At 66.9% G+C, this 25,333-nt stretch carries 17 protein-coding genes; 3 read left to right on the top strand and 14 right to left on the bottom strand.

From position 1 onward, the window contains the following. Nucleotides 1-101 precede the first annotated feature (101 nt). From JOF56_RS53805 to JOF56_RS53795, 3 genes are all read left to right on the top strand, one after another. The gene (locus JOF56_RS53805; protein WP_209647150.1) at nt 102-1,556 is read left to right on the top strand and encodes an MFS transporter; all 1,455 of its coding nucleotides are present in this window, start codon (nt 102-104) and stop codon (nt 1,554-1,556) included. Nucleotides 1,557-1,669: 113 nt separating this feature from the next. After that, the gene (locus tag JOF56_RS53800; RefSeq protein ID WP_209647149.1) at nt 1,670-6,268 is read left to right on the top strand and encodes a DUF6531 domain-containing protein; all 4,599 of its coding nucleotides are present in this window, start codon (nt 1,670-1,672) and stop codon (nt 6,266-6,268) included. Nucleotides 6,269-6,835: 567 nt separating this feature from the next. Next, nucleotides 6,836-7,375, top strand: a complete 540-nt coding sequence (locus tag JOF56_RS53795; RefSeq protein ID WP_209647148.1) for a hypothetical protein — start codon at nt 6,836-6,838, stop codon at nt 7,373-7,375. 137 nt (nt 7,376-7,512) lie between these two features. On the opposite strand, the gene JOF56_RS53790 is transcribed toward JOF56_RS53795, so the two are convergent. Genes JOF56_RS53790 through amcC form a run of 14 tightly spaced genes read right to left on the bottom strand, consistent with a single transcriptional unit; the run spans nt 7,513 to nt 25,327 of the window. Next, the gene (locus JOF56_RS53790; protein WP_209647147.1) at nt 7,513-7,923 is read right to left on the bottom strand and encodes a VOC family protein; all 411 of its coding nucleotides are present in this window, start codon (nt 7,921-7,923) and stop codon (nt 7,513-7,515) included. A 10-nt stretch (nt 7,924-7,933) separates the two neighbouring features. Continuing rightward, nucleotides 7,934-8,377, bottom strand: a complete 444-nt coding sequence (locus tag JOF56_RS53785) for a helix-turn-helix transcriptional regulator (RefSeq protein WP_209647146.1) — start codon at nt 8,375-8,377, stop codon at nt 7,934-7,936. A gap of 28 nt (nt 8,378-8,405) precedes the next feature. Further along, entirely contained in the window at nt 8,406-9,794 is a 1,389-nt protein-coding gene (locus JOF56_RS53780; RefSeq protein ID WP_209647145.1) for an NAD(P)/FAD-dependent oxidoreductase, read from the bottom strand. A 27-nt stretch (nt 9,795-9,821) separates the two neighbouring features. Beyond that, nucleotides 9,822-11,285 carry an NAD(P)/FAD-dependent oxidoreductase gene (locus tag JOF56_RS53775; RefSeq protein WP_209647144.1) on the bottom strand — a complete coding sequence of 488 codons (1,464 nt, stop codon included), beginning with the start codon at nt 11,283-11,285 and terminating at the stop codon, nt 9,822-9,824. Then, entirely contained in the window at nt 11,266-13,251 is a 1,986-nt protein-coding gene (locus JOF56_RS53770) for an acyl-CoA dehydrogenase family protein (RefSeq protein WP_209647143.1), read from the bottom strand. Before JOF56_RS53770 ends, JOF56_RS53775 begins: the two co-directional genes overlap by 20 nt. Then, entirely contained in the window at nt 13,166-16,822 is a 3,657-nt protein-coding gene (locus JOF56_RS53765; protein WP_209647142.1) for a type I polyketide synthase, read from the bottom strand. Before JOF56_RS53765 ends, JOF56_RS53770 begins: the two co-directional genes overlap by 86 nt. Next, nucleotides 16,819-18,519: a condensation domain-containing protein gene (locus JOF56_RS53760; protein ID WP_209647141.1), complete on the bottom strand. Its 1,701-nt coding sequence runs from the start codon at nt 18,517-18,519 to the stop codon at nt 16,819-16,821. Before JOF56_RS53760 ends, JOF56_RS53765 begins: the two co-directional genes overlap by 4 nt. After that, nucleotides 18,516-20,039 carry an amino acid adenylation domain-containing protein gene (locus JOF56_RS53755; protein WP_209647140.1) on the bottom strand — a complete coding sequence of 508 codons (1,524 nt, stop codon included), beginning with the start codon at nt 20,037-20,039 and terminating at the stop codon, nt 18,516-18,518. Before JOF56_RS53755 ends, JOF56_RS53760 begins: the two co-directional genes overlap by 4 nt. Continuing rightward, nucleotides 20,036-21,382: an adenylate-forming 2-oxoglutaryl-ACP ligase AmcH gene (gene amcH / locus JOF56_RS53750; protein ID WP_209647139.1), complete on the bottom strand. Its 1,347-nt coding sequence runs from the start codon at nt 21,380-21,382 to the stop codon at nt 20,036-20,038. Before amcH ends, JOF56_RS53755 begins: the two co-directional genes overlap by 4 nt. Then, the gene (gene amcG / locus JOF56_RS53745; RefSeq protein WP_209647138.1) at nt 21,379-21,900 is read right to left on the bottom strand and encodes a cispentacin moiety biosynthesis protein AmcG; all 522 of its coding nucleotides are present in this window, start codon (nt 21,898-21,900) and stop codon (nt 21,379-21,381) included. Before amcG ends, amcH begins: the two co-directional genes overlap by 4 nt. Continuing rightward, a complete protein-coding gene (gene amcF, locus JOF56_RS53740) occupies nt 21,900-23,018 on the bottom strand; it encodes a cispentacin biosynthesis acyltransferase subunit AmcF (protein ID WP_209647137.1) in 1,119 nt (372 codons plus the stop codon). The genes amcG and amcF overlap by 1 nt, the downstream gene beginning before the upstream one ends. Next, nucleotides 23,015-23,524 (bottom strand): cispentacin biosynthesis cyclizing decarboxylase AmcE, encoded by a 510-nt coding sequence (gene amcE / locus JOF56_RS53735; RefSeq protein ID WP_209647136.1) that lies wholly within the window; start codon nt 23,522-23,524, stop codon nt 23,015-23,017. Before amcE ends, amcF begins: the two co-directional genes overlap by 4 nt. Further along, complete coding sequence (locus JOF56_RS53730) at nt 23,511-23,936, bottom strand: acyl-CoA thioesterase (RefSeq protein ID WP_209647135.1); 426 nt, start codon at nt 23,934-23,936, stop codon at nt 23,511-23,513. Before JOF56_RS53730 ends, amcE begins: the two co-directional genes overlap by 14 nt. Beyond that, on the bottom strand, nt 23,933-25,327 hold the full coding sequence (gene amcC, locus JOF56_RS53725; protein ID WP_209647134.1) for an amipurimycin biosynthesis protein AmcC: 1,395 nt from the start codon (nt 25,325-25,327) through the stop codon (nt 23,933-23,935). The genes JOF56_RS53730 and amcC overlap by 4 nt, the downstream gene beginning before the upstream one ends. Between the last annotated feature and the right edge of the window lie 6 nt (nt 25,328-25,333).

Raw genomic sequence — 25,333 nt, 5'->3', positions numbered from 1 at the left:
GAAACGTGTCGTGACGACGATCACTCAAAGAGATGTAGTCAAGCGACGACTTGATGGCTTACCGTGTAAGTCGTCAGTTGACTACAAGTGAGAAGGTCGCCATGTCCGCAGTTGTCACGTCGCCACGGCGCAGCGCCGGTGAGGCCGCGTCCCAGGGGCCGGGGAGCCGGTCCCACACGCCGCCGGGGGCGGTATTGCTTGTGCTTGCGCTCTCGACGTTCGCCGTCGTGGTGATGCAGAGCATGGTGATGCCGATCATGCCGGGCCTGGCGCAGTCGCTGAACGTCTCCATGTCCGATGTGTCCTGGGTGGTCACGGTCAACCTGCTCGCCGCGGCGGTCTTCACGCCGTTGCTGGGATCTCTCGGTGACTCGTTGGGCCGCAAACGTGTCCTGATGCTCACACTGGTGTTCACGACAGCAGGCTCCGTACTCGTGGCCTTGTCGCCGTCACTGCCGCTTGTGCTGGTGGGCCGGGTGCTGCAGGGCATGGGCTTCGCGGCGATGCCGCTGGCGATCGGGATTGTGCGGTCGATCTTCCCGCCTGAGCGGGTTCCGTCCAGCCTGGCCATCCTGAGCGCGCTGACCGGGATCGGCGCCGGGGCCGGCCTGCTGATCTCCGGCGGTTTGGTGAAGGCGGGCGTCACCGCCCAGGGCATGTTCTGGATCTCCGCTGCGGCCACCGCGATCGGCCTGCTCGGCGTCGCGCTGCTGATCAAGCTGCCGGAGCGGGCTACGGGCCTGCACATCGACATCTGGGGCCTGCTGACGCTCGGTGGCGGCCTGGTGTGCCTCGTGCTCGGCATCAACCGGGGCCCGAGCTGGGGCTGGGACTCCGCGACCGTGCTCAGCCTGTTCGCGGGCGGTCTGGTGCTGCTGGTGGCGTGCTTCTTCGTCGAGCAACGCGTGCACAAGCCGTTGCTGGACATGCGGATGATGCGTAAGCCGGTCGTGCTGGGCACCAACCTGACGGCGTTCCTCACCGGCGTCGGCATGTACGGGGCGTTCGTGCTGGTGATCCAGTTCGTGCAGACCCCGAGCCGGTTCGGCTACGGCTTCGGCTCCGACGCGCTCGGTGCCGGACTGACCCTGTTGCCGCTGACCGCGGGCACCCTCGTGGCGGCCGGGGCCGTGTCACTGCTGATCCGCCACATCGGCCCGAAGTGGCCGATGGTGATCGGCACGATCGTGGCGACCTCGACGTTCGTCTTCCTGCTGATCTTCCACACCGACCACTGGCACTTCTACGTGGCCACCGGCCTGCTCGGCCTCGGGCTCGGCCTGGCGATGGGAGCGATGCCGACGCTGCTCAACAGCGGGGTGACCCCCGAGCAGACCAGTGTCGCCAACAGCGTCAACCAGACCCTGCGATCAGTCGGCGGCTCCATCGGCACCGCCGTCGCCACGGCGATTCTGGCCGCCAACACCATGCCCGGCACCCCACTGCCCACAGTGGACGCATACACGACATCGTTCGCGGTCTCCGGTGCCATCTGCGTGGTCGCGATCATCGCCGCACTGATCGTTCCCTACCGTCACAAGGACGCACTGAACTGAACGTGCAATCCCAACGCGACCAACATCAAGAAATCCCTGTTGGGCTCGCGTTGGCGGGAGGTTGGCGGGTTCTGACACCGTCCGGGGGTGACGTCGGCGGTTGAGGAGAGTTCGTGAGCAACCCGTTGGTCGCTGAACGCAAGGACTCCACCCAGGGTTTCAGTGGTGTGCCGTTGCTGGAGTCGGTGAATGACACCAGCAAGGCCATCGAGAGTGGTGACTGGGCTGCTGGTGTGCTGGGGGCGGCCGGGACCGCGCTGGACGCGTTGGGGATGGCGCTGGATCCGTTCGGGGCGATCTTCTCGGCTGGTGTGGGCTGGTTGATCGAGCATGTGGGGCCGTTGTCGGATGCGTTGGATGAGTTGACCGGGGATCCGGATCAGATCAAGGCGCATGCGCAGACGTGGACCAACATCGCCGGTGAGCTGGGGTCGATCAGCACCGAGATGGCCAACCTGATCGCCAGCGACACTGCGTCCTGGACCGGCGAGTCCGCGGACGCCTACCGCGCCCGCAGCACCGACACGGCGAATCTGATCGGGGCGGCGAAGGCGGCCGCGGAGGGCGCGGCCAGCGGGATCGGGACCGCGGGTGAGGTCGTGGCCGCGGTCCGGACACTGGTGCGTGACATCATCGCTGAGCTGGTCGGGCATTTGATCAGCTGGGCGTTGCAGGTGTTGTTCACGCTGGGGATCGGGATGGTGTGGGTGGTGCCGCAGGTGATCGGGGCGGTGGCCAAGACCGCGACCAAGATCGCCGGGCTGACCACCAAACTCGTCCAGGCGCTGGGCAAGCTCGCCCCGATGCTCAAGAAACTCGGCGGCGCCTTCGGCGATGTGAGCAAATCACTCAAGAACGTCAAGCCGGGCAAGGCGGCGCCGCCGTCGCCCAAGCCGGGTGATCCGACGCCGACTCCCAAGGGCCTTGACCTGCCCAAGAGCGGTGACGGCACCTCGCCGTCGAGCACGGGGCCCACGCCCAAACCGGATACGTCGCCGCCGCCGAGGCCCGACACCAACGGTTCGCCGAACCCGCCTGGCTCGAACAACGACATCCCGACGCCGACGCCCAAAGGAAACGGCCCGAACGGATCTACGACACCGTCCGGCTCGCCGCCGACCAACAAGCCGGACAAGCCGAGGGACACGGCCGTCGGCCCCGACACCCGGGTCTGCAAGTCCGACCCGGTGGACGTGGCCACCGGCGAGATGATCCTCACCCAGCGCGACCTGGAACTGCCCGGCGCGTTGCGGCTGGTGCTGGACCGCACGCACGTGTCCTCGTACCGGGCCGGGCACTGGTTCGGCCCGTCCTGGTCGTCCACTGTGGACCAGCGGCTCGAGGTCGACGATCAGAACGTCTGCTACTTCGGCGATGACGGGATGATTCTGGTCTATCCCATTCCCGCGGCCGGTGCTTCCGTGCTTCCGCTGGAAGGGCCCCGCTGGCCGTTGCGGGCCGAGCCGACCGGCACCTACGCCATCGCCGCGGGAAAGCGCGACCTCCGGTTTGCCGCGCCGTCAGGCCCACGGCGGCGCGTGCATCCGTTGTCTGTCACGGAAAGCTCTGACGGCGATCGGGTCGAGATCGAGTACGACGGCGTCGGCGCACCAGTGCTGATGCGGCACTCGAGTGGTTACCAGGTCAGCGTGCGGACCGAGTCCGGCCGGGTGGCCGGGATCGCGGTTTCCGGTGACGGCACAGGCGAAGTAGTAGTCATGCGTTACCGGTACGACGACCGTGGCCGGCTGACCGAGGTGATCAACTCCTCCGGGGCGCCGCTCCGGTTCGACTACGACGACTCGGGCCGGATCACCGGATGGCAGGACCGTAACAGTGTTTGGTACCGCTATGTCTTCGACGCCGAGGGCAGGTGCGTCCGTACCGTGGGAGACGGCGGTTTCCTGGACGGCACGTTCGTCTACGACCGCCAGCGCATGGTCACCATCCATACCGACTCGCTCGGCCACAGCACGGAGTTCCATCTCAACGGGGAAAACCAGGTGCTGCAGGAGATCGACCCGCTGCACAACGTCACCACGTTCGAGTGGGACCGTTACGACCGGCTGCTGTCCCGCGCCGATCCGCTCGGCCGGGTCACCCGGCACGAATACAGTGCTGACGGCACGCTGAGCGCGATAGTTCGCCCCGATGGCAGCCGCGTCCGTGTCGACCAGCACGACGACGACGCGCTTGCTGTGTCGGTGCACGACAAGGACCAGACGTGGCGGCACAGCTATGCGGGAACCGAAGCTCCCGACCCGATGGCCGCGCAGGTCGGGGTCGCAATGCCGTTGCGCTACGACAGCATTCAGGCGAAGGACCCCGCAGCAGAGCCGGGTACCCGCTTCGAGCGGGATATGTTCGGCCGTCCAAGCAGGATGACCACCGCCGCTGGTGGCCAGACTCATCTCAGCTGGACCGTCGAAGGGCGCCTGGCTTCAAGGATCAGTCCGTCCGGTGGCCGTGAGCAGTGGCGATACGACAACGAAGGCAACGAGATCGAGCACCTGGATGCTCTTGGGCAGCGGACTCGCACCGAGTACGGCCCGTTTGACCGGCCAATCGCCACCACGGATGCGGTTGGTGCGCGGACGACCTACAGCTACGACACGGAACTGCGGCTCATCGCGGTCACCAACCCGCACGGTCTGGTGTGGCGCTTTACTTACGACGCGGCCGGGCGCCTCATCGAGGAAACGGACTTCGACGGACGGATCCTGCGCTTCACCTACGACGCCGCGGGACAGTTGCGGACCTCGGCCAACATGCTCGGTGAAATCACTGAATTCACCTATGACCTGCTGGGGCAGGTGATCGAGCGGCGCAGTCCGTCGGGTACCACCAGCTATCGCTACGACCCGCTGGGCAGGCTGGCGTCGGCGGTCGGCCCGGACGCCGAACTGGTCTTCCAACGTGACGAAGACGGTCGTGTGATCACCGAATCCGTGAATGGCCGCACAGTCACCTTCAGCTACTCCGATGACGGCAGGGAAAAGCGTCGCCGCACACCGTCTGGAGTGGACAGTCTGTGGACGTTCGACGGTGCGGGTACTCCGCAGACCCTGAGCACGGCGGGGCATGTCCTGCAGTTCACGCACGACCAGGGCGGCCGGGAGACTCAGCGCGTGGTCGATGGCACGGTCGTGCTCACGCAGTCGTTCGACTCGGAGTACAGGCTGGCGTCCCAGATGGTGGCCGACGTGCAACGACGCTTCGACTATCGCCAGGACGGGAAGCTCATCGGCCTGCAGGACAAGGTCAGCGGGTCGGTCCGGCTTGTCCTCGACCCAAGCGGCCGGATCACCGAGGTCATCGCGCCCGATCGGCGCGAGAACTATCGCTACGACGCCACGGGCAACATCACCGCGTCACGGCTGGGTCCTCACCAGTACCAGGGGAACACGTTGACCGCGGCCGGTGGCGTGACGTTCGGGCATGACCCGCACGGCCGGATGGTGTTGCGCAGGCAAGGCCCGGCGGGCAGCACCGAGCAGACCTGGCTGTACACCTGGGATACCCACGACCGCATGACCGGGGTGATCACGCCCGACGGCCAGCGGTGGCGCTACCTGTACGACCCGCTCGGGCGCCGGATCGCCAAGCAACGACTCGTCCCCGGCGCGGAACCGGCTGTGGCCGAGCAGATCGAGTTCACCTGGGACGGTCCGCTCCTGATCGAGCAGGTACATACCGACGCGGCAGGCCGCCGCCTGGTGACCACCTGGGACTACCACCCGACCGACGACCGCCCGTTGACGCAGACCAGCAGCGATGGCCGGTTCGTCTCGATCGTCACCGATCAGGTGGGCACACCGACCGGCCTGGTCGACACGGCTGGAAAACTGGTCTGGCACAACCGGTCCAGCCTGTGGGGCGAGGTGCTGGGCACGCCGGGAACGCCCCTGCGGTTCCCCGGGCAGTACGCGGATCCGGAGACACGGCTGTACTACAACGTGTACCGCTACTACGACCCGGCCGTCGGCCGTTACATCAGCCAGGACCCGTACGGCCTCGGGCCCGCGCCCAACCCGTTCGCGTACGTGGGCAATCCGCACCTCAGCGCCGATCCGCTCGGTCTGATGGACTGTGGTGGCGGCAATTCCGGCAATACCCCGGGCCGGCCCGGAGCGGGCAACGACCCTGCGAATGTCAAGAAGACGCCTCCGCCTCCGCCCAAGAAGCCGGGCGGGCTCAAGACGTGGCCGCCGGTGCCGGACAAGGCGCCGAACCGCAACGGCGCCAAGACCTTCGGCAAGGACACCGCGGGCAACGAGAAGTACGAGCTGAGCGAAGACGGCACCAAGGTGAAGATCTACCGCTTCGGCGACCAGTCCAAACCGTACGACTGGGAATCGAAGTCCCGCTGGAACAACGATCACAACGACTTCACCCAGCCGGACGACCTCAACAGCTGGGCGATCAAGCAGTCCTCGTTCGGCAGCGGGTCGGAGGGCGCCAACAAGAACCCGTTCATCTCGATCGCGACCGATCCGGGCAGCCTCGCCAAGAGCAACGACCCCTGGGTGCAGAAAATCGTCAAGGAATCGCCGGACGTGCGAGTCATGGAGGTTCCGGCGGAACTGCTGGTCCGGCCGAGACCGACCAAACCGATCTCCAAGGAAGAGACCGAGTGGCTTTTCTACGACGGTGACTACAAGATGAGTGATTTCCATAAAGAATGGCAGCCGAACCCTTTCAAGGGGAAATAGCAGGGTCGTCACCGCACGTCAGGCCGCCTGCTCGCGGTTTCGGGCGGTCAAAGCTGACAGGATGTCGCCTATTTGTGGCGGGGTGTTCGGCGTCGGGAATCATGCAATGTGAGATTGTCGCAATGATCGACCCCGCCTGTCACGTCGTGAATCCCGCAAACGCCGGGCAAAGTGGCTCGTCATGGCGTTCTCTTCGTCAACCCCGCTCCGGCGGGGGCAGGGCAGAGCGGTTCGGTCTCGTCGGCAAGGTCGGGGAACTGGGCGTCCGGGCGGTCGTGCTCCAGCCCGGCGACGACCTGCGTGTGGCCGTGGCTCCGGGCGTTGCGCGTGGTGGATCCCAGACGATGACGCGGCGCGGATTGCCCGGGCCGGCAACGTGAAACGTATTCCTCTTCGGGCAATTCAGCCTTTCCCCGGCCGGTGGCATGGCGATCCGTCCGGATGGTGAGCCGATTCGGCCATCCGGACCCATGGGAAAATGTGTCCGATGTTCACCGCACATGATCACTTGACCCGTACTGGTGATCATCGATTAGGTCTTCGGCGAGGCCAGCGGGAGGAGCGTCGATGCAGCGCAGAGTCAGCAGATCGGTGGTGGGCACATTAGGCGTGCTCGCCGCCGCTGTCGGGATCATGGCCATCAGCCAGTTGGAGGACCAGACAAGGCCGGGGATAGTGGTACCGGCGGTCGAACAGGTGTCGGCGCCGACGCCACAGGTGCCCACTCTGGACGAAGTATCGGTGGAGCCGCTGGGGGTCGTTGTGACAGTCACAACGCCACCGGCACCGCCACCTGCCGAAGCCGCTCCGCCGGCGCCGAAAGCGCCGGACACGACAAAGGCGGCCAGGAAACCGGCCGCCACGACGAAAACCACGCCGAAGAAGGCCCCTGCGCCGAAGGCCGCTCCGGTGGTCCCGCCTCAGGCCGGCACCACGCCGGTCGCGGCACCGCCGCCGGAGGTGCCGGGTCCGCGGGAACCTGATCCGGTAGAACCCCCTCCGCAAAAGCCCGCTCCGCAAAAGCCAGGCGTTCCGACCTGGCCAGGGTGGGACTGGGGCTGGGGTTGGGACTGGGGCTGGGGTTACGGCGGCTGGCCGCAGTGGTGAGCGAGCCAGGCCACCTGGGGTGACCACTGTCCACTTATCGGCTGGGATGGCCGAAGAGAGCAACTGCTGAGTGTGTCCCCAATGTGGCGTTGGTGGCATGCGATGCCACCAACGCCACATTGGGGGCAAAAAAGTGCCTACTGTTGCTGGCTGATGCGGATCATGTTGCCTGAGGGGTCGCGGAAGGCGCAGTCGCGGACGCCGTACGGCTGGTCGATCGGTTCCTGGACGATCTCGGCGCCGGCGGCCTGCAGCCGCGCGAAGGTCTCGTCGACGTCCTTGGTGGACAGATTGACGCCGCCGTATGTGCCCTTCGCCATCATCTCGACGATGGTTCTGCGCTCGTCCTCGGTGATGCCGGGGTCGGCCGCCGGTGGGTGCAGGACGATGGATGTGTCGGGCTGGCCCGGGGGACCGACGGTGATCCAGTGCATCCCGTTGTATCCCACGTCGTTGCGGATTTCGAAGCCGAGGACATCGCGGTAGAAGGCCACTGTGGCCTGCGGGTCGTCCTGAGGGAGAAAGCTGGCGTGAATCTTGAGGTCCATGCCGGTCACGCTACGACTGGGCCGACGAGGGTGCTTCTCGATTCCTGATCGGTCTGGTGACCTGTTTCGCCACGCACGACGGCATGCCCTCGGTGGCAGCCGCGTCCTCACGCCGGTAGACGCTGGGCGGCACACCGACCAGCTCGGTGAATCGGGTACTGAAGGTGCCCAGCGACGAGCAGCCGACTTCGAAGCAGACCTCTGTGACACTCAGGTCGCCACGACGCAACAGCGCCATCGCGCGCTCGATACGACGCGTCATCAGGTAGCCATACGGTGACTCCCCGTAGGCGCGTCGGAACTCGCGGCTGAGGTGCCCGGCGGACATGTTCACCCCGCGGGCCAGCGCCTCGACGTCCAGCGGCTGCGCGTAGTCCCGGTCGATCCGGTCGCGGACACGGCGCAGCCGTGCCAGATCGCTCAGGCGATGCGCGTCGGCTGGTTTGCTGGTCACGTGTGTGATGGTGCCACATACGACTCCGCTAACCGAGCCGTCGACCGTGGCTGTTCAGGCGGGCCCCGACCTCGCTGGGCACGTTCGGGGGATCGCGGTAGAGCTCGGTGACGAGCGTGGCCTCGAGCAGCATGGGCCATTCGACGGGGACGGTCCAGTTGCTCTCGTAACCGCCGGCGAGTATGCGGGTGACAGTCGTCTCGACGACTTCTCCCCGGGTGAGGGGCTGGATCGGGGTGCGTACCGGGTTGAACACGTCGAGGTCGATGGTGGGTTGTTCGCCGAGCAGCAGTGCGGTCATCTCGCGGGCGAGTAATGGGGAGAGTGTCAGGCCGTCCTGGTGGGTCCCGGTCATCATCCACAAGCCACGCAGTTCGGTTTCGCCGAGCAGTGGCATGCCGTCGAGCGTGACGGGCCGGTTGCCGGCCTGGACGTGACGCAGGCTGCTTTCACCCAGGCTGCGGCGGATCTGACGGTTGCCGTTGTTGAGCAAGGACCACGCATCGGTGATGAGCGCGGTCTCGCGGGGTTCAGGGGAGATGACGGTGGTGGCGCCGAGGTAAACCTGGCCGTCACCGCGTGGCAGGACGTGCAAGGCACTCCCGAAATCTCGGCTCGGTGTGCGGATGACGGTGGGCGGGCATGTGCCGTCCTCGGTGTCGACCAGTGCCGCGACGCCGTAACCACTGACCAGGCGAGGAATGCGGGCAGCCTGTTCGGGAACGGAGTCCAGCAGCGACTGGGAAGCCACTCCGGCGGCCAGCACCACGTGCTCGGCGCTCAGCACAGTCCCGGACTCCAACTCGACACCGCGCACCTGGCCCCTGCGATGGTCGACACGCGTGGCATGTTCGGCGATCAGCGTTCCGCCAGCCGCGATGAACGCATTTTCCAAGCGTGCCAACAACTCGGGAGCGTTCACCGCGTGCTCGTGCGGAAGGAACATCGCTTGGAGGGGGCGTGCGGTGGGTTCGGGGTCGAGCCAGTCGATGTCTTCAGGATCGACGTCCTCGAATTCTTCGCTGTAGTCGACGAGCGCGCCACGAATGGCCTTGTAGTTCTGGGTGTCGACCTCCGGCAGGCCGACGGTGTTCAGGATGACCACAGTGCCGTCCGCCGTCAGCAGATCACTGCCATCCGGCAGTCCGGCCAGCCACTCGGGCCACAGTTTGCCTGCCTGGTAAGCCCAATCCAGCTTTGTGCGGCCGTATTTGTCCTTCAGCGACGTCGTGGTCACGTCACCAAAGGCCCCGATCATCGCTCCCGCAGCGCAAGAAGCCCCGCCAGGCCGGTGCGGACGCCCCAGCACAGCCACGCGCACACCACGCCGAGCCAGGACGAGACCAAGCGAGAGACCCAGAGAACCGTTGCCCACCACGACAACGTCATGCACATGGCTGTCGGCAAAGGAAGTCACAGACGATCCCTTCAGAGTCGTGGGCCGTCAGCCGGCGACCGCTACGGCGGTGCGGCTGGCTGCGTAGTAGTCGCGCAGGGACTGGGCCAGGGAGAGGTGAATACGCGAGGAGGCCAGGAGTTCCGGCGGCGGGGTGAACGCCGGGTCGAGCTCGTCGGCGATCCGGGTGTAGGCCCGGCGAAGGTAGTGCTCGATAGTGAAAGGCAAGTCCACCGGCAAGGTCCAGTTGGTCTCGTAGCCGGTGGCCATCATGTGGATGACCGTGTTCTCCACGATCTCCGCGCGAGTGAACGGCTGGATCGGGGGCCGGACCGGGCGGAACACGTCGAGGTCGATGGTCGGCTGTTCACCGAGCAGCAGCGAGGTCATCTCCCGGGCGAGTAATGGGGAGAGTGTCAGGCCGTCCCGGTAGGTGCCGGTCATCATCCACAAGCCACCCAGCTCGGTTTCGCCGAGCAGTGGCATGCCGTCGAGTGCGACGGGCCGGTTGCCGACCTGGATCCGGCGCAGACCGCTTTCACCCAGATTGCGGCGGACCTGACGCAGTCCGCAGTCGAGCAGGAACAACACGTCGGAGATGAGTGCCGTCTCGCGGGGCTCGGGGGAGATGACGTTGGTGGCTCCGATGTAAACCTGGCCGGTACCACGGGGAACAACGTGCAGGCCACACGCGAAGGCACGGTTGGGCGTGCGGATGACGCTGCGTGGTGCGGTGCCGTCTGCGGTGTCGGCAAGGACCGAGACGCCGTAACCGCTGACCAGGCCGGGAATCCGGGCAGCCTGTTCGGGGACAGTGTCAAGCAAGGTCTGGGAAGCGGCTCCGGCGGCCAGTACCACGTGCTCGGCGCTCAGCACGGTCCCGGATTCCAGCTTGACGCCACGTACCCGGTCGCCGGAGTGGTCGACGCGTGTGGCTTGTTCGGTGATCAGTGTTCCGCCGGCGGCGGTGAAGGCTTTTTCCAAGCGTGCCAACAACTCGGGAGCGTTCACGGCGTGTTCGTGGGGAAGGAACATTGCCTGGAGGGGGCGTGCGGTGGGTTCGGGGTCGAGCCAGTCGATGTCCTCGGGGTCGATGTCCTCGAACTTCTCGCCGTATTCAGTCAGTGCGGCGCGGATGGCTTTGTAGTTCTGGGTGTCGATCTCCGGCAGGCCGACGGTGTTCAGCATGACGATGGTGCCTTCCGCCGTCAGCAGATCACTGCCATCCGACAGCTCGGCCAGCCATTCGGGCCACAGTTTGCTTGCCTGGTAAGCCCAATCCAGCTTTGTGCGGCCGTAATCGCTCTTCAGCAAGGTAGTGGTGACCTCGCCGAAAGTGCCGATCATCGCGCCTGCGGCCGACGAGGCGGCGGCGGGCCGGTGCGGACGGCCGAGCACGGCGACGCGGACGCCGCGCCAGGCCAGGGTGAGGCCGAGCGAGAGACCCAGTGCGCCGTTCCCGGCCACGACAACGTCAAAGCGGCGATCGTCCTCAGTGGAGGTTGCGGACACCAGGATTTCCTTCCGTTTTCGGGGATGGCGACAGGCCTGTCCCGGCGAGGCACAGCGTCAGGCCCGCCACCGTCGGGTTCTCCATGATCAGCCGGACGGGCACGCGCAGTCCCAGGTCGTCCCGCAGCCGGGACGCCATCCGTACCGCGAGCATCGAGTGCCCGCCGAGGGCGAAGAAGTCGTCGTCCGGTCCGACCGCCGCCACCCCGAAGAGTTCGCACCACGTCGCGGCGACAGTCGCTTCGATCTCGGTGTGCGCGTCCAGGGAGGTCACGACATCGCTGGTCAGACAGGCCGGCTCCGCGTCGGCGAGCCATCGGTCCCCGACGCGTCCGGCCACGTCATCTGCCGTCGGCGTGAGTTCGGCGGTGAGTTCGCACCAGAGGCCGTCCAGGCGTCGGCGGGCGGCTGAGCACGCGGCGTCGGCGAGATCCATGGTGCCGTGCGAGGCGGAGCGGGCCAGCACGATCGCCATCCCGAGCAGTTCGCCGCCGATCCGCCCGATCAACGCGGTCGTGCGCTGCCGGGAGAAAAGCTCGGCGGACGTCATGTCCCGGGTGAGGGTGTGGCAGATCTGGCCAAGCCGGGCGGCATTGGCCTCGACATACTCCCGGTGGCTGTCGCTGCGTACCTCCGACCAGGGCGGATTGCCGGTGGCCGGTTCGCTGGAGTAGTAGCACTTCGTCAGGTTGGTCTCGGCCGACCAGCGATCGATCATCACATCGACGCCGCCCGCCACCCGCAACGACCGTGCATCCCGTAGGCAGCGCTCGACCGGTAGCGGCTGTGCGCCGCGCGCGGCCTTGCTGCGAGCCGTCTCGTAGCCCTCGCCGCCGAGCAACGACATGGTCCGGTCGATGGCCCGCCAGGCCGCGAGTGAAGTGAGGTTCTTGGCTGCCGTGAGTTCCGGACTGGTGTTGGCGCCGAGCAGACACCACAGCTGGATGCTCTCGATCGCGTAGACCTCTGCCGCTGTTTCCCCGACCGAGCGCCGGATTTCCTCATATTCACCGAGGCCACGTCCGTCGATGCTGCGTCGGGTGACGAACTCCCGTGCCCATCGCAGCGCCGAACGCGCGACCGCCAGCGATGGCGGGGCGATCACCAGGTGCCGCCCGAGCAGGGCGAGGCGGCCCAGATCGATGTCGGGGGCGGCAGAGCCGCTGCCATCCGGACGCATCCGCCAGTCCTGGTCGACCGACTCAGGCATCAGTCGCTCAGCGGCCACACGGACCCCGTCGAGACGCAGCATGCCGATCGGCGCCCCGCGCAAACCCATGAACTCGTGCGTGTGCACCACTTCGAAGCCTGGGCTGTGGGTGTCGACGAAGAACAGCCGGACAGCTGAGCTGCCGTCGTCGTTGACGAGAGTGGCCGAAACGTCGACGAAGTCGGCCACCGCGCCATTGCCGATGAACAGTTTCTCGCCCGTGAGCAGGTACGCCCTGCCGTCCTCCACTGGCACCGCAACGGTTGTACGGGCTTGGTTCGCCGCGCCCGTCACCTCGGCATCGGCGGCCGCGGAGACGATTCCCGCCACCACTCGCTCCGCGATGAGGCTGCGCAGTGGTCCGGGTGGGAGCACCTGCAGGTACGAGCCAGAGCCGAAACCGTTGTGGATCGACAGGGTGAACGCGACTGGCATCGACCAGCTCGCGGCGGCCTCGACCACACGGCAGGCGTTCGGCCAGGACAGCCCCAGACCGCCCAGGGCCGGCTCGATCATCAGCCGGAGCAGCCCGCAATCCTGCAGTTCGGCGAGTAATCCGCCGGGGAGTCGGCCAGCCGCCTCGACCTGCTCAGGGTCGACTCTGCGGTGCAGCAGGCCGGTCAGGAGCGCCACGGCATTGTCCCCGACGAGCCGGTCGGCGGGGTCCTGCTCAGGGAACGGGGTCAGCAGATCCCAGCGTGCCCGGCCCATGTACAGCTCCTGGAGCACGCTCGGCGAGGTATCGGAGGAGGTCATGCTTCTGCTCCCGGAAGTAGAAGTGATCGCCTTGCAGGACCCTCATCTCGAACGGCCCGGTCGTGTAGTCACGCCAGGCGGACAGCAGTTCACCGCGTTCCCCGTCATCGCTGCCACCGAGCACTGTGATGGCGCACGACAGCGGCGGTACGGGCCGGGCGCGATAGCCCGCCAGGATCGTGAGGTCGGCTCGCAGCACCGGCAGCATCAGATCGAGCATCTCCTGGTTCGCCGTGAGCTCGGGCGGAAGCGGTCCGTGCTCTGCCTCGATGGCGGCGACGAGTTCCGTGCCTTCGAGCCGGTGCAGATCCCCGCTGGGGCGGTGCAGGTGTGGCGCACGGTACGCCGACAGGTAAAGCCGTTGCGGGCCGGGCTTTCCTGCGTCCCGGAGCGCGCAAGCGATTTCGTACGCCATCAGTGCGCCAAGGCTGTGCCCGAAGAACACGAAGGGTTCAACCAGTTCGACCTCGGCGACGAAGGCCTCGACCAGTGCTGCCATCGAGGTGCAGGGCGGCTCGTCCACTCTCGTACCCCGGCCGGGGAGTTGTGCGACCCACAACTCGATGTCGGACATGCAGTCGGCCCAAGCCAAATACTCCCCGGGCGAGCCGCCGCTGTGCGGGAAGCAGTACATCCTCGATGCCGCGTGGGGGCGAGGTCTGCGCCGCAGCAACCACTCTTGGCCGTCTTGTGGGGGAGTGACGTCGGCGAGTGCTGCCAGTCCGGCCACCGTGGGAGCACGAAAGAAAGCCCGTGCTGTGAGGCCGTCGCCGAGTTCGGCGCGTACCGAGGCGAGTATTCGGGCGGCGATCAACGAGTCGCCCCCGAGGTCGAAGAAGTTGTCGTGTACCCCGACATCCGGCATGCCCAGTGCTTGCGCGAAAGCGGTCGCCAGGATCTTCTCGGTACGGGTCGACGCCGCAGCGCCCGGTATCACGACGCTCGGGCTCGCGTCGGCGATGATCTCCTCGTCGAGTCGGAATCTGGTGCGCTGGAACGGATACGTCGGCAGTTCCACCTTGCGCGGTTGACCGCGATGCAAGGCAGACCAGTCGATCGTCACGCCGGAAGTCCACAGTCGACCTGCGGCACGCAGCATCGTGACCGCTCCGTCATCGCGGTCGGGCGCCCCGCCTGCTGGGAGGCTTTGCGCGATAGGGCGGGTTGGTTCATAGGCAGGGTGCCGACGGGCAAGCGTGCTGAGCGTGTGTCCGGGCCCGATCTCCAGCAACGCGTCGTCACCTGCACTCAGCAATGTTTGTAACGCGTCGGAGAAGCGGACGGTCTGCCGTAGGTGGGCCGTCCAGTACGCCGGGTCGCAGGCATCCTCTGCCGTCATCACCAAGCCGGTACGGTCGGAAACCCAGGGGATCTGCGGAGGCTGCAATGAGACGCCCGCGACTGCCTTCGCGTACTCAGGAAGTACAGCGTCGACGAAAGTCGAATGTGCGGCAGCGGAAATCCGCAGCGGGCGGACGTCCACATCGCGGTCCTCCAGCAGACGCCGCAGGTGCTGCACCTGGTCGACCGGTCCGGTGACCACGCACTGATCGGGACTGTTCACCGCCGCGACAACCAGATCATCGGTGAGCAGCGGCTCGAGTTCGTCGGCAACGAGGGCGACCGCGAGCATTGAGCCGGCCGGAAGTTCGTCGAGTAAACGCCCCCGGGCGAGTACCAACGTCATCGAGTCGGCCAGATTGAGCACGCCGGCAGTGGTGGCCGCGGCGTAGGCACCGAGGCTGTGACCGAGCACGGCGGACGGGACAACGCCACGACTGCGCCACAATTCCGCCAGGGCATGCTGGACGGCGAACAACACGGGCTGGCAGACCTGCATAGTGCCGAGTTTCTCCTGCGCCCAAGTGGCCGCATCTGCTGCTGGGTAAAGCACTGTGTGCAGGTCGATGCCCAGGTCCTCGGCGGCCAACTCCGCCGAGGCGTCGATGGCGGACCGGAACACCGGCTCGTCGCGATACAGATCAGCGCCCATTTCGAGGTACTGACCACCCTGCCCAGGGAACAGGAATGCGACACCTCGTCCATCCAAAGTGGAATGACCTGTGGCGGGTTCCGACAGCGCCAGTGCTGCCTCGGCACGATCCGACGCGACGACGAAGGCCCGCTCTGCGAAACCCCGGCGTCCGGTCTGCAGCGTCCAGGCCACATCGCCGAGTGGCTCTCCTGGCTGGCGCAGGTGCTCTGCGAGCCCGCGCACCGCCGCCTCCAAGGCCTGAGGCGTGCGCGCAGACACCGGCAGCAGATGGTATCTACCGTCCAGCGCCTGTGGTTCCAGGCGCGGGGCCTCCTCTACGACGACGTGCGCGTTGGTACCGCCGAGACCTAGGGAATTCACTCCGGCCCGGCGTGGTGTCTGTCGTCGCGGCCATGCGGCAGGTTCCGCGCTGACCACGAACGGGCCTTCTGGCAGCCGTAAATCGGGATGGGGACGGCGGAAGTGCAGTGTGCCGGGGATGACATCGTGCTGCAGCGCGAGGACCACCGTGATCAGCCCGATTACTCCCGCTGCGGCGTCGGTGTGCCCGGTCGACGACTTCACCGAGTTCAACCGGCAGAAGCCGGTGGCGTCTGTGCCGAGCGCGAAGGCCTTGGTCAACGCGCGAACCTCGATCGGGTCGCCGACTTCGGTCCCGGTGCCGTGCGCCTCGACGTACTCGATGGTGGACGGGTCGATGCCCGCGATGAGATGCGCGGCGCGTACCGCGTCGGCCTGGCCTGCCACGCCTGGTGCGAAGAAGCCGACCTTGCCTGCGCCGTCATTGGTCACCGTCGAGCCGCGGATCACTGCCAGCACACGGTCGCCGTTGGCGAGCGCGTCATCGAGTCGTCGCAGCACAACGACACCAGCGCCGTCTCCTGCCACGGTCCCATTCGCGTCGGCGTCGAACGATCGGCATCGTGCGTCTGCGGACAGCACGCCCTCGTCGCCCTCATTCTCGGCGGGCTGCGGAATGTGGATCGTCACTCCGCCCGCGAGCGCCAGGTCGCAGTCGCCTGCGAGCAGTGCCTGACCTGCCATGTGGACAGCGACGAGCGACGTGGAGCACGCCGTCTGAACTGAAATGGCGGGTCCGCGAAGGTCGAGCTTGTAGGCGACGCGGCTGGTGAGGAAGTCGGAGCCGGACGCGTTGCGGAACTCCCATGGTGTGCTGTCCGGGAAGCGGTGGCGGTGAGCGCGCAACTCGGCCGTGTGTTCGGTTATGCCGCAGCCGCCGTACACGCCGATCGCGCCCGGGTAGGTGGCGGGCTCGCAACCGGCGTTCTCCAAGGCCTCCCAGGCACATTCAAGGAACACCCGGTGCTGCGGATCGAGCATCAACGCCTCACGCGGGGAGTAACCGAAGAACCCCGCGTCGAACAGGTCGGTGTCAGGTACCACGCCATATCCGGAGACATGTCCGTCCACTGTGGTACGAGTAATCGGGTCGGTTCCGGCGCAGAGGTTGGCCCAGAAGTGGTTCACATCACGTGCTCCGGGAAACCGGCCCGCCATCCCGATGACGGCCAGGGATGCCGCTGGATCGGCGTGGTCCGCAGCTGTCTCGGTCACTGGGTCTCCCTGCGGCGGACGACCCGGCGCCGCTGCCTGAGCCTGTCGCGGCCGGCGAGTAACCGGTCGGGTTCCGGTGCGGTGTCAACGGACGCACCGGTCAAGTGCTCGGCGAGCGTGGCCACGGTCGGGAACTCGAGCAACGCGACCAGCGGTGGTGCCGTACCGGTCAGTTCACGAATCCGGCCCTGCACTGTGGCCAGGGCGAACGAAGTGCCGCCGAGGTCGAAGAAATTGTCGTGGCGGCCGATCTCGGCGAGTCCGAGCACGTCTTGCCAGATTCGGCTCAGGCCACGCTCCAGATCCGTGTGCGCTGGTACGTGTGCCTGCGGTTGTGCTGGGGCCGGTATCGCAGGCGTGACAATACCGGCGAACGCGGGACTTTCGGAGAGTGGTGTGCGCAGGTCAGCCGTGGCGAGTAACTGCTCGAACCGCTCGGCGAACCGCTCGATGGCGGTGATGCCGAACAGATCTTTGCGGTAGGTGAGCGTCATCCGGAAGTCGTCGCTGTCCGGCGCGGCACGAAAGATCGTCATGTCGATGTCGACTTTGGCCTCGTCGGGCGGGCATTCGATCGTTGTGGCGCTGGTACCGGCCAGGCTCGGCTCCGCGATCGGCGCCGCCTCGAACGAGAAGAACGCCTGCACGAGTGGGGGATGGGCGGGGTCGCGTTCCGGTGCCAGCTCGGTCACGAGCCGGTCGAACGTCACTTCCTGGTGCCCGAGGACGTCCAGCAGTTCGTCCTGCACGCGCTGGACCAGCTCGCCGAAGCCGGGATCGCCGGACGTGTCGACCCGCACCGGCAGTGTGGTGACGAAGAACCCGATCACGGTTTCGAGCTCGACCCGGTCCCTTGTGCTCACAGGAATGCCGACGAGCACGTCCGTTGCGCCGGACAGTCGTGCCAGCAGAGCCGCGTATGCCGTCAGCATCAGGACGAACGGTGTCACCCGTAGCTGCCGGGCCAGCCCGAGCGAAGGTGTCATGACCGCTGCCGGGAGAGTATGGAAATGGTTGGCGCCCTTGGTGCTTGCCACTTGTGGGCGCGGCCCGTCGGTCGGCAACCGCAGTACCGTGGGCACTCCGGTGAGCCGGTCCCGCCACCACTGGAGATCTTCGGCTGCTGGTGGCCGCCCGAGCTGCCAGGACGCGTGGTCGGCGAGCCGGACCGACAGTGGGGCTCGGTCGTCCTTTCCAGCGTAGGCGTCCGCGAGTTCGTCGAAGAACAACTGGATCGACGGGCCGTCGGTGATGAGCTGGTGCATCACCACGACCAGCACGTGCCGCTCCGGCCCGAGCCGGATCAGCCGGGTACGGGTCAACGGGCCGTCGGCAAGGTCGAACGGCTCGTTCGCCCAGTCCTGGATCTGTTGCCGCGCAGGCACCTCGTCGAGCTCAGTGACTGGCAGATCCACTACCGGCGGCATGATCTGCTGATGGGACTCCGGTTCTGGCGGGAAGGTCGTGCGCAGTGCCTCATGACGTTCCAGGACCCGGCCGATCGAGGTCTCGAGCCGCGGCACGTCCAACGGTCCGTCGAACTGGACGGCGACCGGGACGTTGTGCATCGACGTGCCCGGATACAGCTGCTCCACCAGGTAAAGCGCTCGCTGTGCCGGTGAGACGGGCAACGGGGCGCCGGTCCGGGGCAGCACCGGGATGCGGTCCGGAGCCGAGCGAGTGATTTTTCCCGTCATGCCGCGCCTCCGGCGGTGGTGAGCGCGAGCCGGTCGATCTTGCCGCTGGCCGTGCGGGGGAGTGATGGCACGACTTCAATCCCGGTGGGCACCATGTAGGCGGGAACGCTGTGGCGCAACGTTGTGAGCAACCGGTCCGGCAGCTGGCCGTTGTCCTGTCCGGCATCCTTCGGCACGACGAACGCACGCAGGTGCCGTTCCTCAGCCGCCGTGCCAGCCACTGCGACAACCGCTTGTGCGACGGCCGGATCCGAGTTCAGCACGCTCTCGATCTCCCCGAGCTCGATCCGGAAACCACGCACCTTCACCTGGGTGTCCTGCCGGCCAAGGAACTCCAGCAGACCATCAGGCCGGACGCGCCCCAGGTCACCGGTGCGGTACGCGGGTGAGTCCGGGTCGAGCGGGTCTGTCCGGTAGCTCCGCGCGGTGCGCTCGGGCAGCTCGAGATATCCGGGTCCGACTGCCGAACCGGTGATCCAGAGTTCCCCGGTCGTCCCGTCCGGTACAGGCCGGCCATCCTCGTCGCACACCCGCACCTGGGTACCGCGAATCGGCGTGCCGATCGGTGGGAGATCGACCCAGGACGACACGTCGGCCGGCAGTCGATACCAGGTGGCGACATGTGTTTCGGTCGTTCCCCACTGGTTGATCAGCCGGCAGCCGGGCATCCGGGCGAACATCGCCCGGATGGGGCCGGTGCACTGCACTTGCTCGCCTGAGGTGAGGATCTCGCGCAGTGGGTGCCGGGCCAGGGTCACCGCGTCGGCGAACAGGGCGAGCGACTGGATCATCACGAACGGCACGAAGATCCGGTTGATCCGCTCCCGTTCGATCAGATCCCAGAGCAGCTGCGGGTCGAGCCGTTCGTCCTCGGTGCAGCAGACCACCGTGCCGCCTTCGCGGAGAGTGGTGAGCACTTCCTGGTAGATGACGTCGAACGACGCGGGGGAGAATTGCAGCGTACGGTCACCGGCGCCGCAACTGCTCGACTCGCTCTGCCAGGTGATCAGATTCGTAAGGTTCCGGTGCGCGTACCGCACTCCCTTGGGGCGGCCGGTCGAACCGGATGTGTAGACGAGATACGCTAGATCGTCCTCTGTAGACGTTGAGGGCACCGATTCGTTCACCGCGTAGACGAGCTTGCCGTCGTGTGTCACGGGAGTAAAACCGCCCAGCCGTTCCAGCGGCTGATGGTGGCCGATGACCAGTCGCACGCCAGCATCGGCGCACATGAATCGCAGCCGTTCAGCCGGGTACGCGACATCGAGCGGGACCGCGACGCAGTCGGCCCTCAGCAAACCGACGATTGCGACGATCAGGTCGATCGAGCGTTCCAGGTGTACCCCGATAGTCGTCGCACGGGACGCCCCAAGGGTTTCGAGCTGGTGCACGACGCGCCCTGCCCGTTCCCACAGTTCCCCATAGCTGATCGTCTCGTCCTGGGCGCGGACAGCCTCGTCGTCCGGGGCGATGCGTACCCGATCCGCGACCGCTGAAAGTTCCGGAACCGTACTGGTCATTTGTGCCACACCCCGTCCATGGCCGGGCGCACCGTGATGCGGTGCGGTCGTTCGCTGCGCAGCAGCAGCCGGTTCAGTGCTCGTTGGATCTCGGCGGCCTGTCGCGGGCCTGGGTCGTCCACCGCCACCTCCAGGTCGTATCGGAGCTCGTCACTGTCGTCGCGGTAGACGGTGGTGGCGCAGTGCCGCACACCCGGCACACCGGCCGCGATCCGCCGGACCGAAGGCAGCCACACCTTTTCGCCACCGACGACCACGGAATCGCTGAGGCGGCCACGGAAGTAGTGGTAGCCGTCGTCATCGATCTCGAACCGGTCGCCCGTGGCGACGGCTCCGGTGGACGTCAGCGGGTCAGGGGAGCCCTCGGGCAAACGGCGGCGTAGCACCGTGTCGGACTCGACGAGCAACTCCTCGCCATCACGCAGCCGGGTCTTCACTCCCGGCAGCGGTACGCCGACCGAGGACCAGCGGTGTTCTGGCTCGATGTGGGCAGCGAGCGTGGCGACGCGGGGACCTGCCTCGGTGAGGCCGTAGGTCAGGTAGAGCTCGCGGTCTGCCAGCAATGCCTTGACGTGCCGCGGTTCGAGCGTATCCCCGCCGACGGTGAGGACACGCAGCGAGGCGGGCAGGTCTGGTGGGTCTTCGACGAGCCTGGTCGCGGTGCTCGGTGTGAGCGACGAGACGGTGACTTCGTGCGTCCACACGGTGTTCGCGTAGGCCCGTGGGGTGAACGGCGGACCGGATACCACCAGGCGGGAACCGCGGACCAAAGCCGCGAGGGCCTGTGCGACCAAGGCGTACGAGTAGTGCAAGGGAAGGCTGACCAGGATTGTGTCGTCTTCCCGCTGCCTGATCGCATCGGCGTGCCGGGATGCGTTACGCAGCAACGCGTCGATGCCATGCAGGCAGCCGCTGGCGATCCCGGCGGTGCCCGACGTCATGAGTACGACATCGCCGCGCCGATATCGGACAGGGTTGCCCGGGAACAGTACTGCCTCGGCCACCCCGAGCGGATGAGTACGCGTGGCAAGGTACCGGCGCGGCTCTATCCGGGGTGCGATGAGGCCCGCCGCGCCGAGCCGCTCGGCGATCGCGGTGATCCGGGCGGCGCCGGACGCCGGTGGCATGGGCACAGGCACCGCCCCGGCCAGCAGCACGGCGAAAAAGGTGGAGAGTAATGCCCTGCCGTTCGGCATGGCGATGAGTACTGGCGCGCCGGGTGCCAGATCAAGGGCCGCGAACGCGTCGATGGTCTCCTCAGGCCGTTCCATGGCCGCTCTGTCAGCGTCCACCGTCCTGGACAGGAAGGCGAGTATGGCGTCGTGCTCGAGCGTGCCGTTCATCGGTTCGCTCCAAGTACGACAGTCCGCACCCGGTGCCCGTGATCGCTCGCCGTGTGCGCGCTGAGGACTACGCTCGTCGCGGCACCCGTGCGCAGCCAGAACCTGGCCATGGTGAGAGCCGCAGGCCACCCTTCGTCGGGGGTTGTCGTCATCATGAGGCTAGGCCCGCGGAACTTGTGCACAAGGCAGGTGAGACTGGCGGCGCCGCCGGGGCTGGCCCCTGCGAAGCGCAACGGCGATAACCGTCCACTGGGGATCGCTTTGGCGATCTCCGTCATTGTGTGGAGCGTCGCGTGTGTGCTGACAAGCATGACGGCGACTTCGTCGGGTGACTGCCGGACGGTGTCGGGACAATCGGCGAGTGCTTCGTCGACCGCCTCAAGTACGAGCCAGGACACTGGGTCGACGTACATCGACGGGATTCGTCGACGGCCGTCAGGCTCGGCTCGGTCGGTCCCGCCGTGGCCCAGCACCACGAGGTCATCGGGGACGGCCGCCAACTCGTCGAGTGCGGGCATCACGCGGCCTCCAGTACGAGGCACGTGTTGAACCCACCGAACCCGAGCGTGACGCTGAGACCGACATCGCCTGTGAAAGACATCGCCTCGCTGGTCGGCAGCCGCAACGGGAAGTCCGCCATCGGGGTGGTCAGACCCGGCACAGGCGGTACGCGGTGGTCGCGTAGGGCCATGAGCACGGCGACGGCCTCCAATGCGCCCGTCGCACCCAGTGTGTGGCCGAACGCTCCCTTGGTCGCGAATACGACCGGGCCGTCCGTGCCTGGCCGGAACGTGCGCTGGAAGCTGCGGCATTCGACATCGTCGTTCACGGGCGTGCCCGAGCCATGGGCGTTCAGCACTGCGACTTCGTCGGTGCTGCGACTGGCCGCACGTAACGCGGCGTTGATCGCGCGGACCACAGTGTCCCCGGACGTGTCCGGGGCGGTCGAGCCCGCTGCGTCGTTGGCCGATCCAGTGCCGGTCAGCCGACCGTACACGCGAGCGCCGCGCGCCTCTGCCGAGCGCGTCGACTCCAGGACGAGGAAGGCGGCACCTTCGCCGAGGATCGTCCCGTCGCGAGCGGTGTCGAAGGACCGCAACCGGGTTGGGGACATCGTGCCGAGCGCGGAGTGGCCGAGCCGCTTGGCCGGGGTGAGGACATCGACCCCGCCCACGACACAGATTTCTTCGGCGCCCTCGGCTATCAGCGCCGCACCGAGCAGGACGGCGTCCGAACCGGCAGAGCACGCTGTGCTCACTGTCAGCGGGCTGCGGGGCATCCCGAGTGCGGTGGCGATCTCGCGACCCCACCGGCCGAGCGAGTCGGCTGGAGCGTCCAGGTGGGGCCCGTAGCTGGTCCCTGCCACCAGACGCAGGCGGGGATCGGTGATCCCAAGTCCGGCGTTTCCGATCGCTGCCAGCAGGGTTCGGCGGCCGAGCAGGTGTTGCCGCTCGGTGTGATCGTCGTTCGCCGGCAGGTCAGGCACGACAGCCGCCAAGTCGTTGCGCACCGGGTGAGCGCTGGGGACCGGCCGCACGCCAGACGCACCGGATAACAGCGCCTGCCACACCTCGTCCAGACCGGTGCCGAGAGCGGTGTGCCACGCCATGCCGGTGACCCGAATGTCGTTGGTCACCACCATTGCTCCCCCATGTCGGCGACCTTGCGCCGGACGAGGTTGGCTCGAAAGGCGGCTACTGCTTTGTTCTCGACGACTGCACGGCCGGAGAAGAAGAACGTGTCGTCCATTACGCGGTCGGCTGTCACCGTGATGACAACGTTGTCGCCAGGTACGACGATTCGCAGGAACCGTGAGTTCATCGTGCCGACAAGAGTCAGTTCGTCTTCGGCCAGACGCGACGTGCTGAGCTGGAACAGGATGATGCCCGCCTGGGCAAAGGCCTGGCTGAGATGGCTGGCGGGGAAGATCGCGCGTTCGGGGAAGTGCCCGGCGATCGCGTCCATCTGGGCCGAGACGGCGAGGGCGGCCACCAGCCGGGTGCCGGGCTCATAATCCAGGACCCGATCGAGATACAGCATCGGGTGCCGGTGCCGTAACCAGCTTTTGATCTCGGTGAAGCCCATCGTTCGGGGCCGTGTGCCGTTCGTTGACGGCGCCACACCGGACTCAGTGGACTGCATGGTCTCTGGCCTCCGTGAGGACGTCGTGCAGGGCAGGGGACAACGCGCGAGCCGTGCCGTCGGCGCTGTCGACGAGTCCAAGGACGAGCATGCCGCCGGCGAGCTCCACGCCGTCGGCGGATCGGCGTACGGTCCCGTCGATCCGTACGCGAGCGGCGCCGACGTGACCGACCGCGGTCTCGACGCTCAGCTCGTCGGGATAACGCGCCGAAGCGCGGTAGCGCATACGCACCTCGACCATGAAGAGTTCGGCTCTGTCGCGGGCGAGCACGCCGAGCCCGACGCCAAGACGTTCGAGGTTCTCCAAGAGGGCGGTTTCCAGCAGGGACGCGTACCGGGCGAAGTGCACGACGCCGGACGCGTCCGTGTCGACGTGCTCGACCCTGCGGCGAACCGGAACCAGAGCGGTCATGCCGTCATCCGTTGTGCGGCAGTCGATCCGGCCACCAGCCGGGCGGCGATGGACTCGACGTCGTCTTTCGTCGCGACCAACGGCGGGGCGACTCGCATGGTGGGGTGCAAGTAGCGCAAGCCGTGTGAGCGACGTCCGGCCCCGGACATGAACTCCACGTACACGCCATTGCGGATCATGCAAGCGCGCAGGTCACCGAGCCTCGCAGCGGCCGGTTCGGTCAGTTCGACACCGTGCAGGAAGCCCACTCCGCGTGTTTCCCGGTACAGCTCAGGGAACTCGGCCACCAGTTGCTCACGCAGCAGCGCGCCAAGGTGTTCGCCTGCTTCGGCGGACCGCGCAAGCAGATCGTCCTCGACGATGTGGTCTAGTCCGGCCCGGATCACCGCGCAGGTCAGCGGACGCAGATCGGACGTGGCGACCGCACCGGTCGACCGTACATCGAGACTGCGACGCGCGATGACCATCGATGTGGACAGTGCGCCCATACCAAGGCTTTTGCCGATCACTGTGATGTCGGTCGGGATTGGGCCCTGAGCGTCCGACATCGCGAAGAACCGGCCTGTCTTGGCGAACGTCAGCACCTCGTCCGCTACGAGCAAGGCTCCACTGTTTGCTGTCAGAGCGGCCAGGTCGCGTAGGTAACCCTCTTGCGGAACAAGGATTCCAGCGTCACCCTGGACCGGTTCGACCACGACGGCCAGCACTCGGTCGCCGTTGCGGGCGAACCACTCCCGCGCGGCGTCGATGTGCCCGAACGGAATATGTTCGACGGTGAATCCGAACGATTCCGGGGCGATCGTGGGCAGCCCGACCCGGTAGTGCCGGCGGTTGAGCAACGAGAGCAGACCGCCGGACCAGCCGTGCCACGCCCCTTCGAACGCCAGCACGACGTCACGCCGCTCAGCGCCGGCAACGGCTTTCAGCCTGCGCCGGTCGAAGCGGGACTCCAAGGCCAGGCGCAGTGCGAGTTCCATCGCCTCGGAGCCCGAATTCCGGCCGCTGACGACGTATTCCGCCACCGGGAACCTGTCGGCGAAAAGCCCGTCGGTCCCGAACAGACGCTCCAGCAACAAGGCCCGTTCCAGTGACGCGACCTCGTCGGTCACGTAGCCCGCAGTCCGCACCGCCTCGGCGAGTGCGGTGCCGACCACGGTCGAACCGGCCCCGAGGCAGGCCGAACCGTAGCCACCGCTCGCGTCGAGGACGTCGAACGACCTGCCGGCCTGTGGCCCGGCCAGTTCGACGAAGTGCTGGACGATGCCGCTGGCTCCCGTGCAACCGAACGGGAGTCGTGACCCGCCATAGTGATCCAGCTGGACGACTCGGTCGAACCAGGCCACCGACGGTGGATCGCCGGGGTGGACGCCGGTCGCGTTCGTGACTGACATGCGGGC

The organism is Kibdelosporangium banguiense (assembly GCF_017876405.1).
Classification (GTDB): Bacteria; Actinomycetota; Actinomycetes; order Mycobacteriales; family Pseudonocardiaceae; genus Kibdelosporangium; species Kibdelosporangium banguiense.
This window is presented reverse-complemented; position numbering and strand designations above follow the sequence as displayed.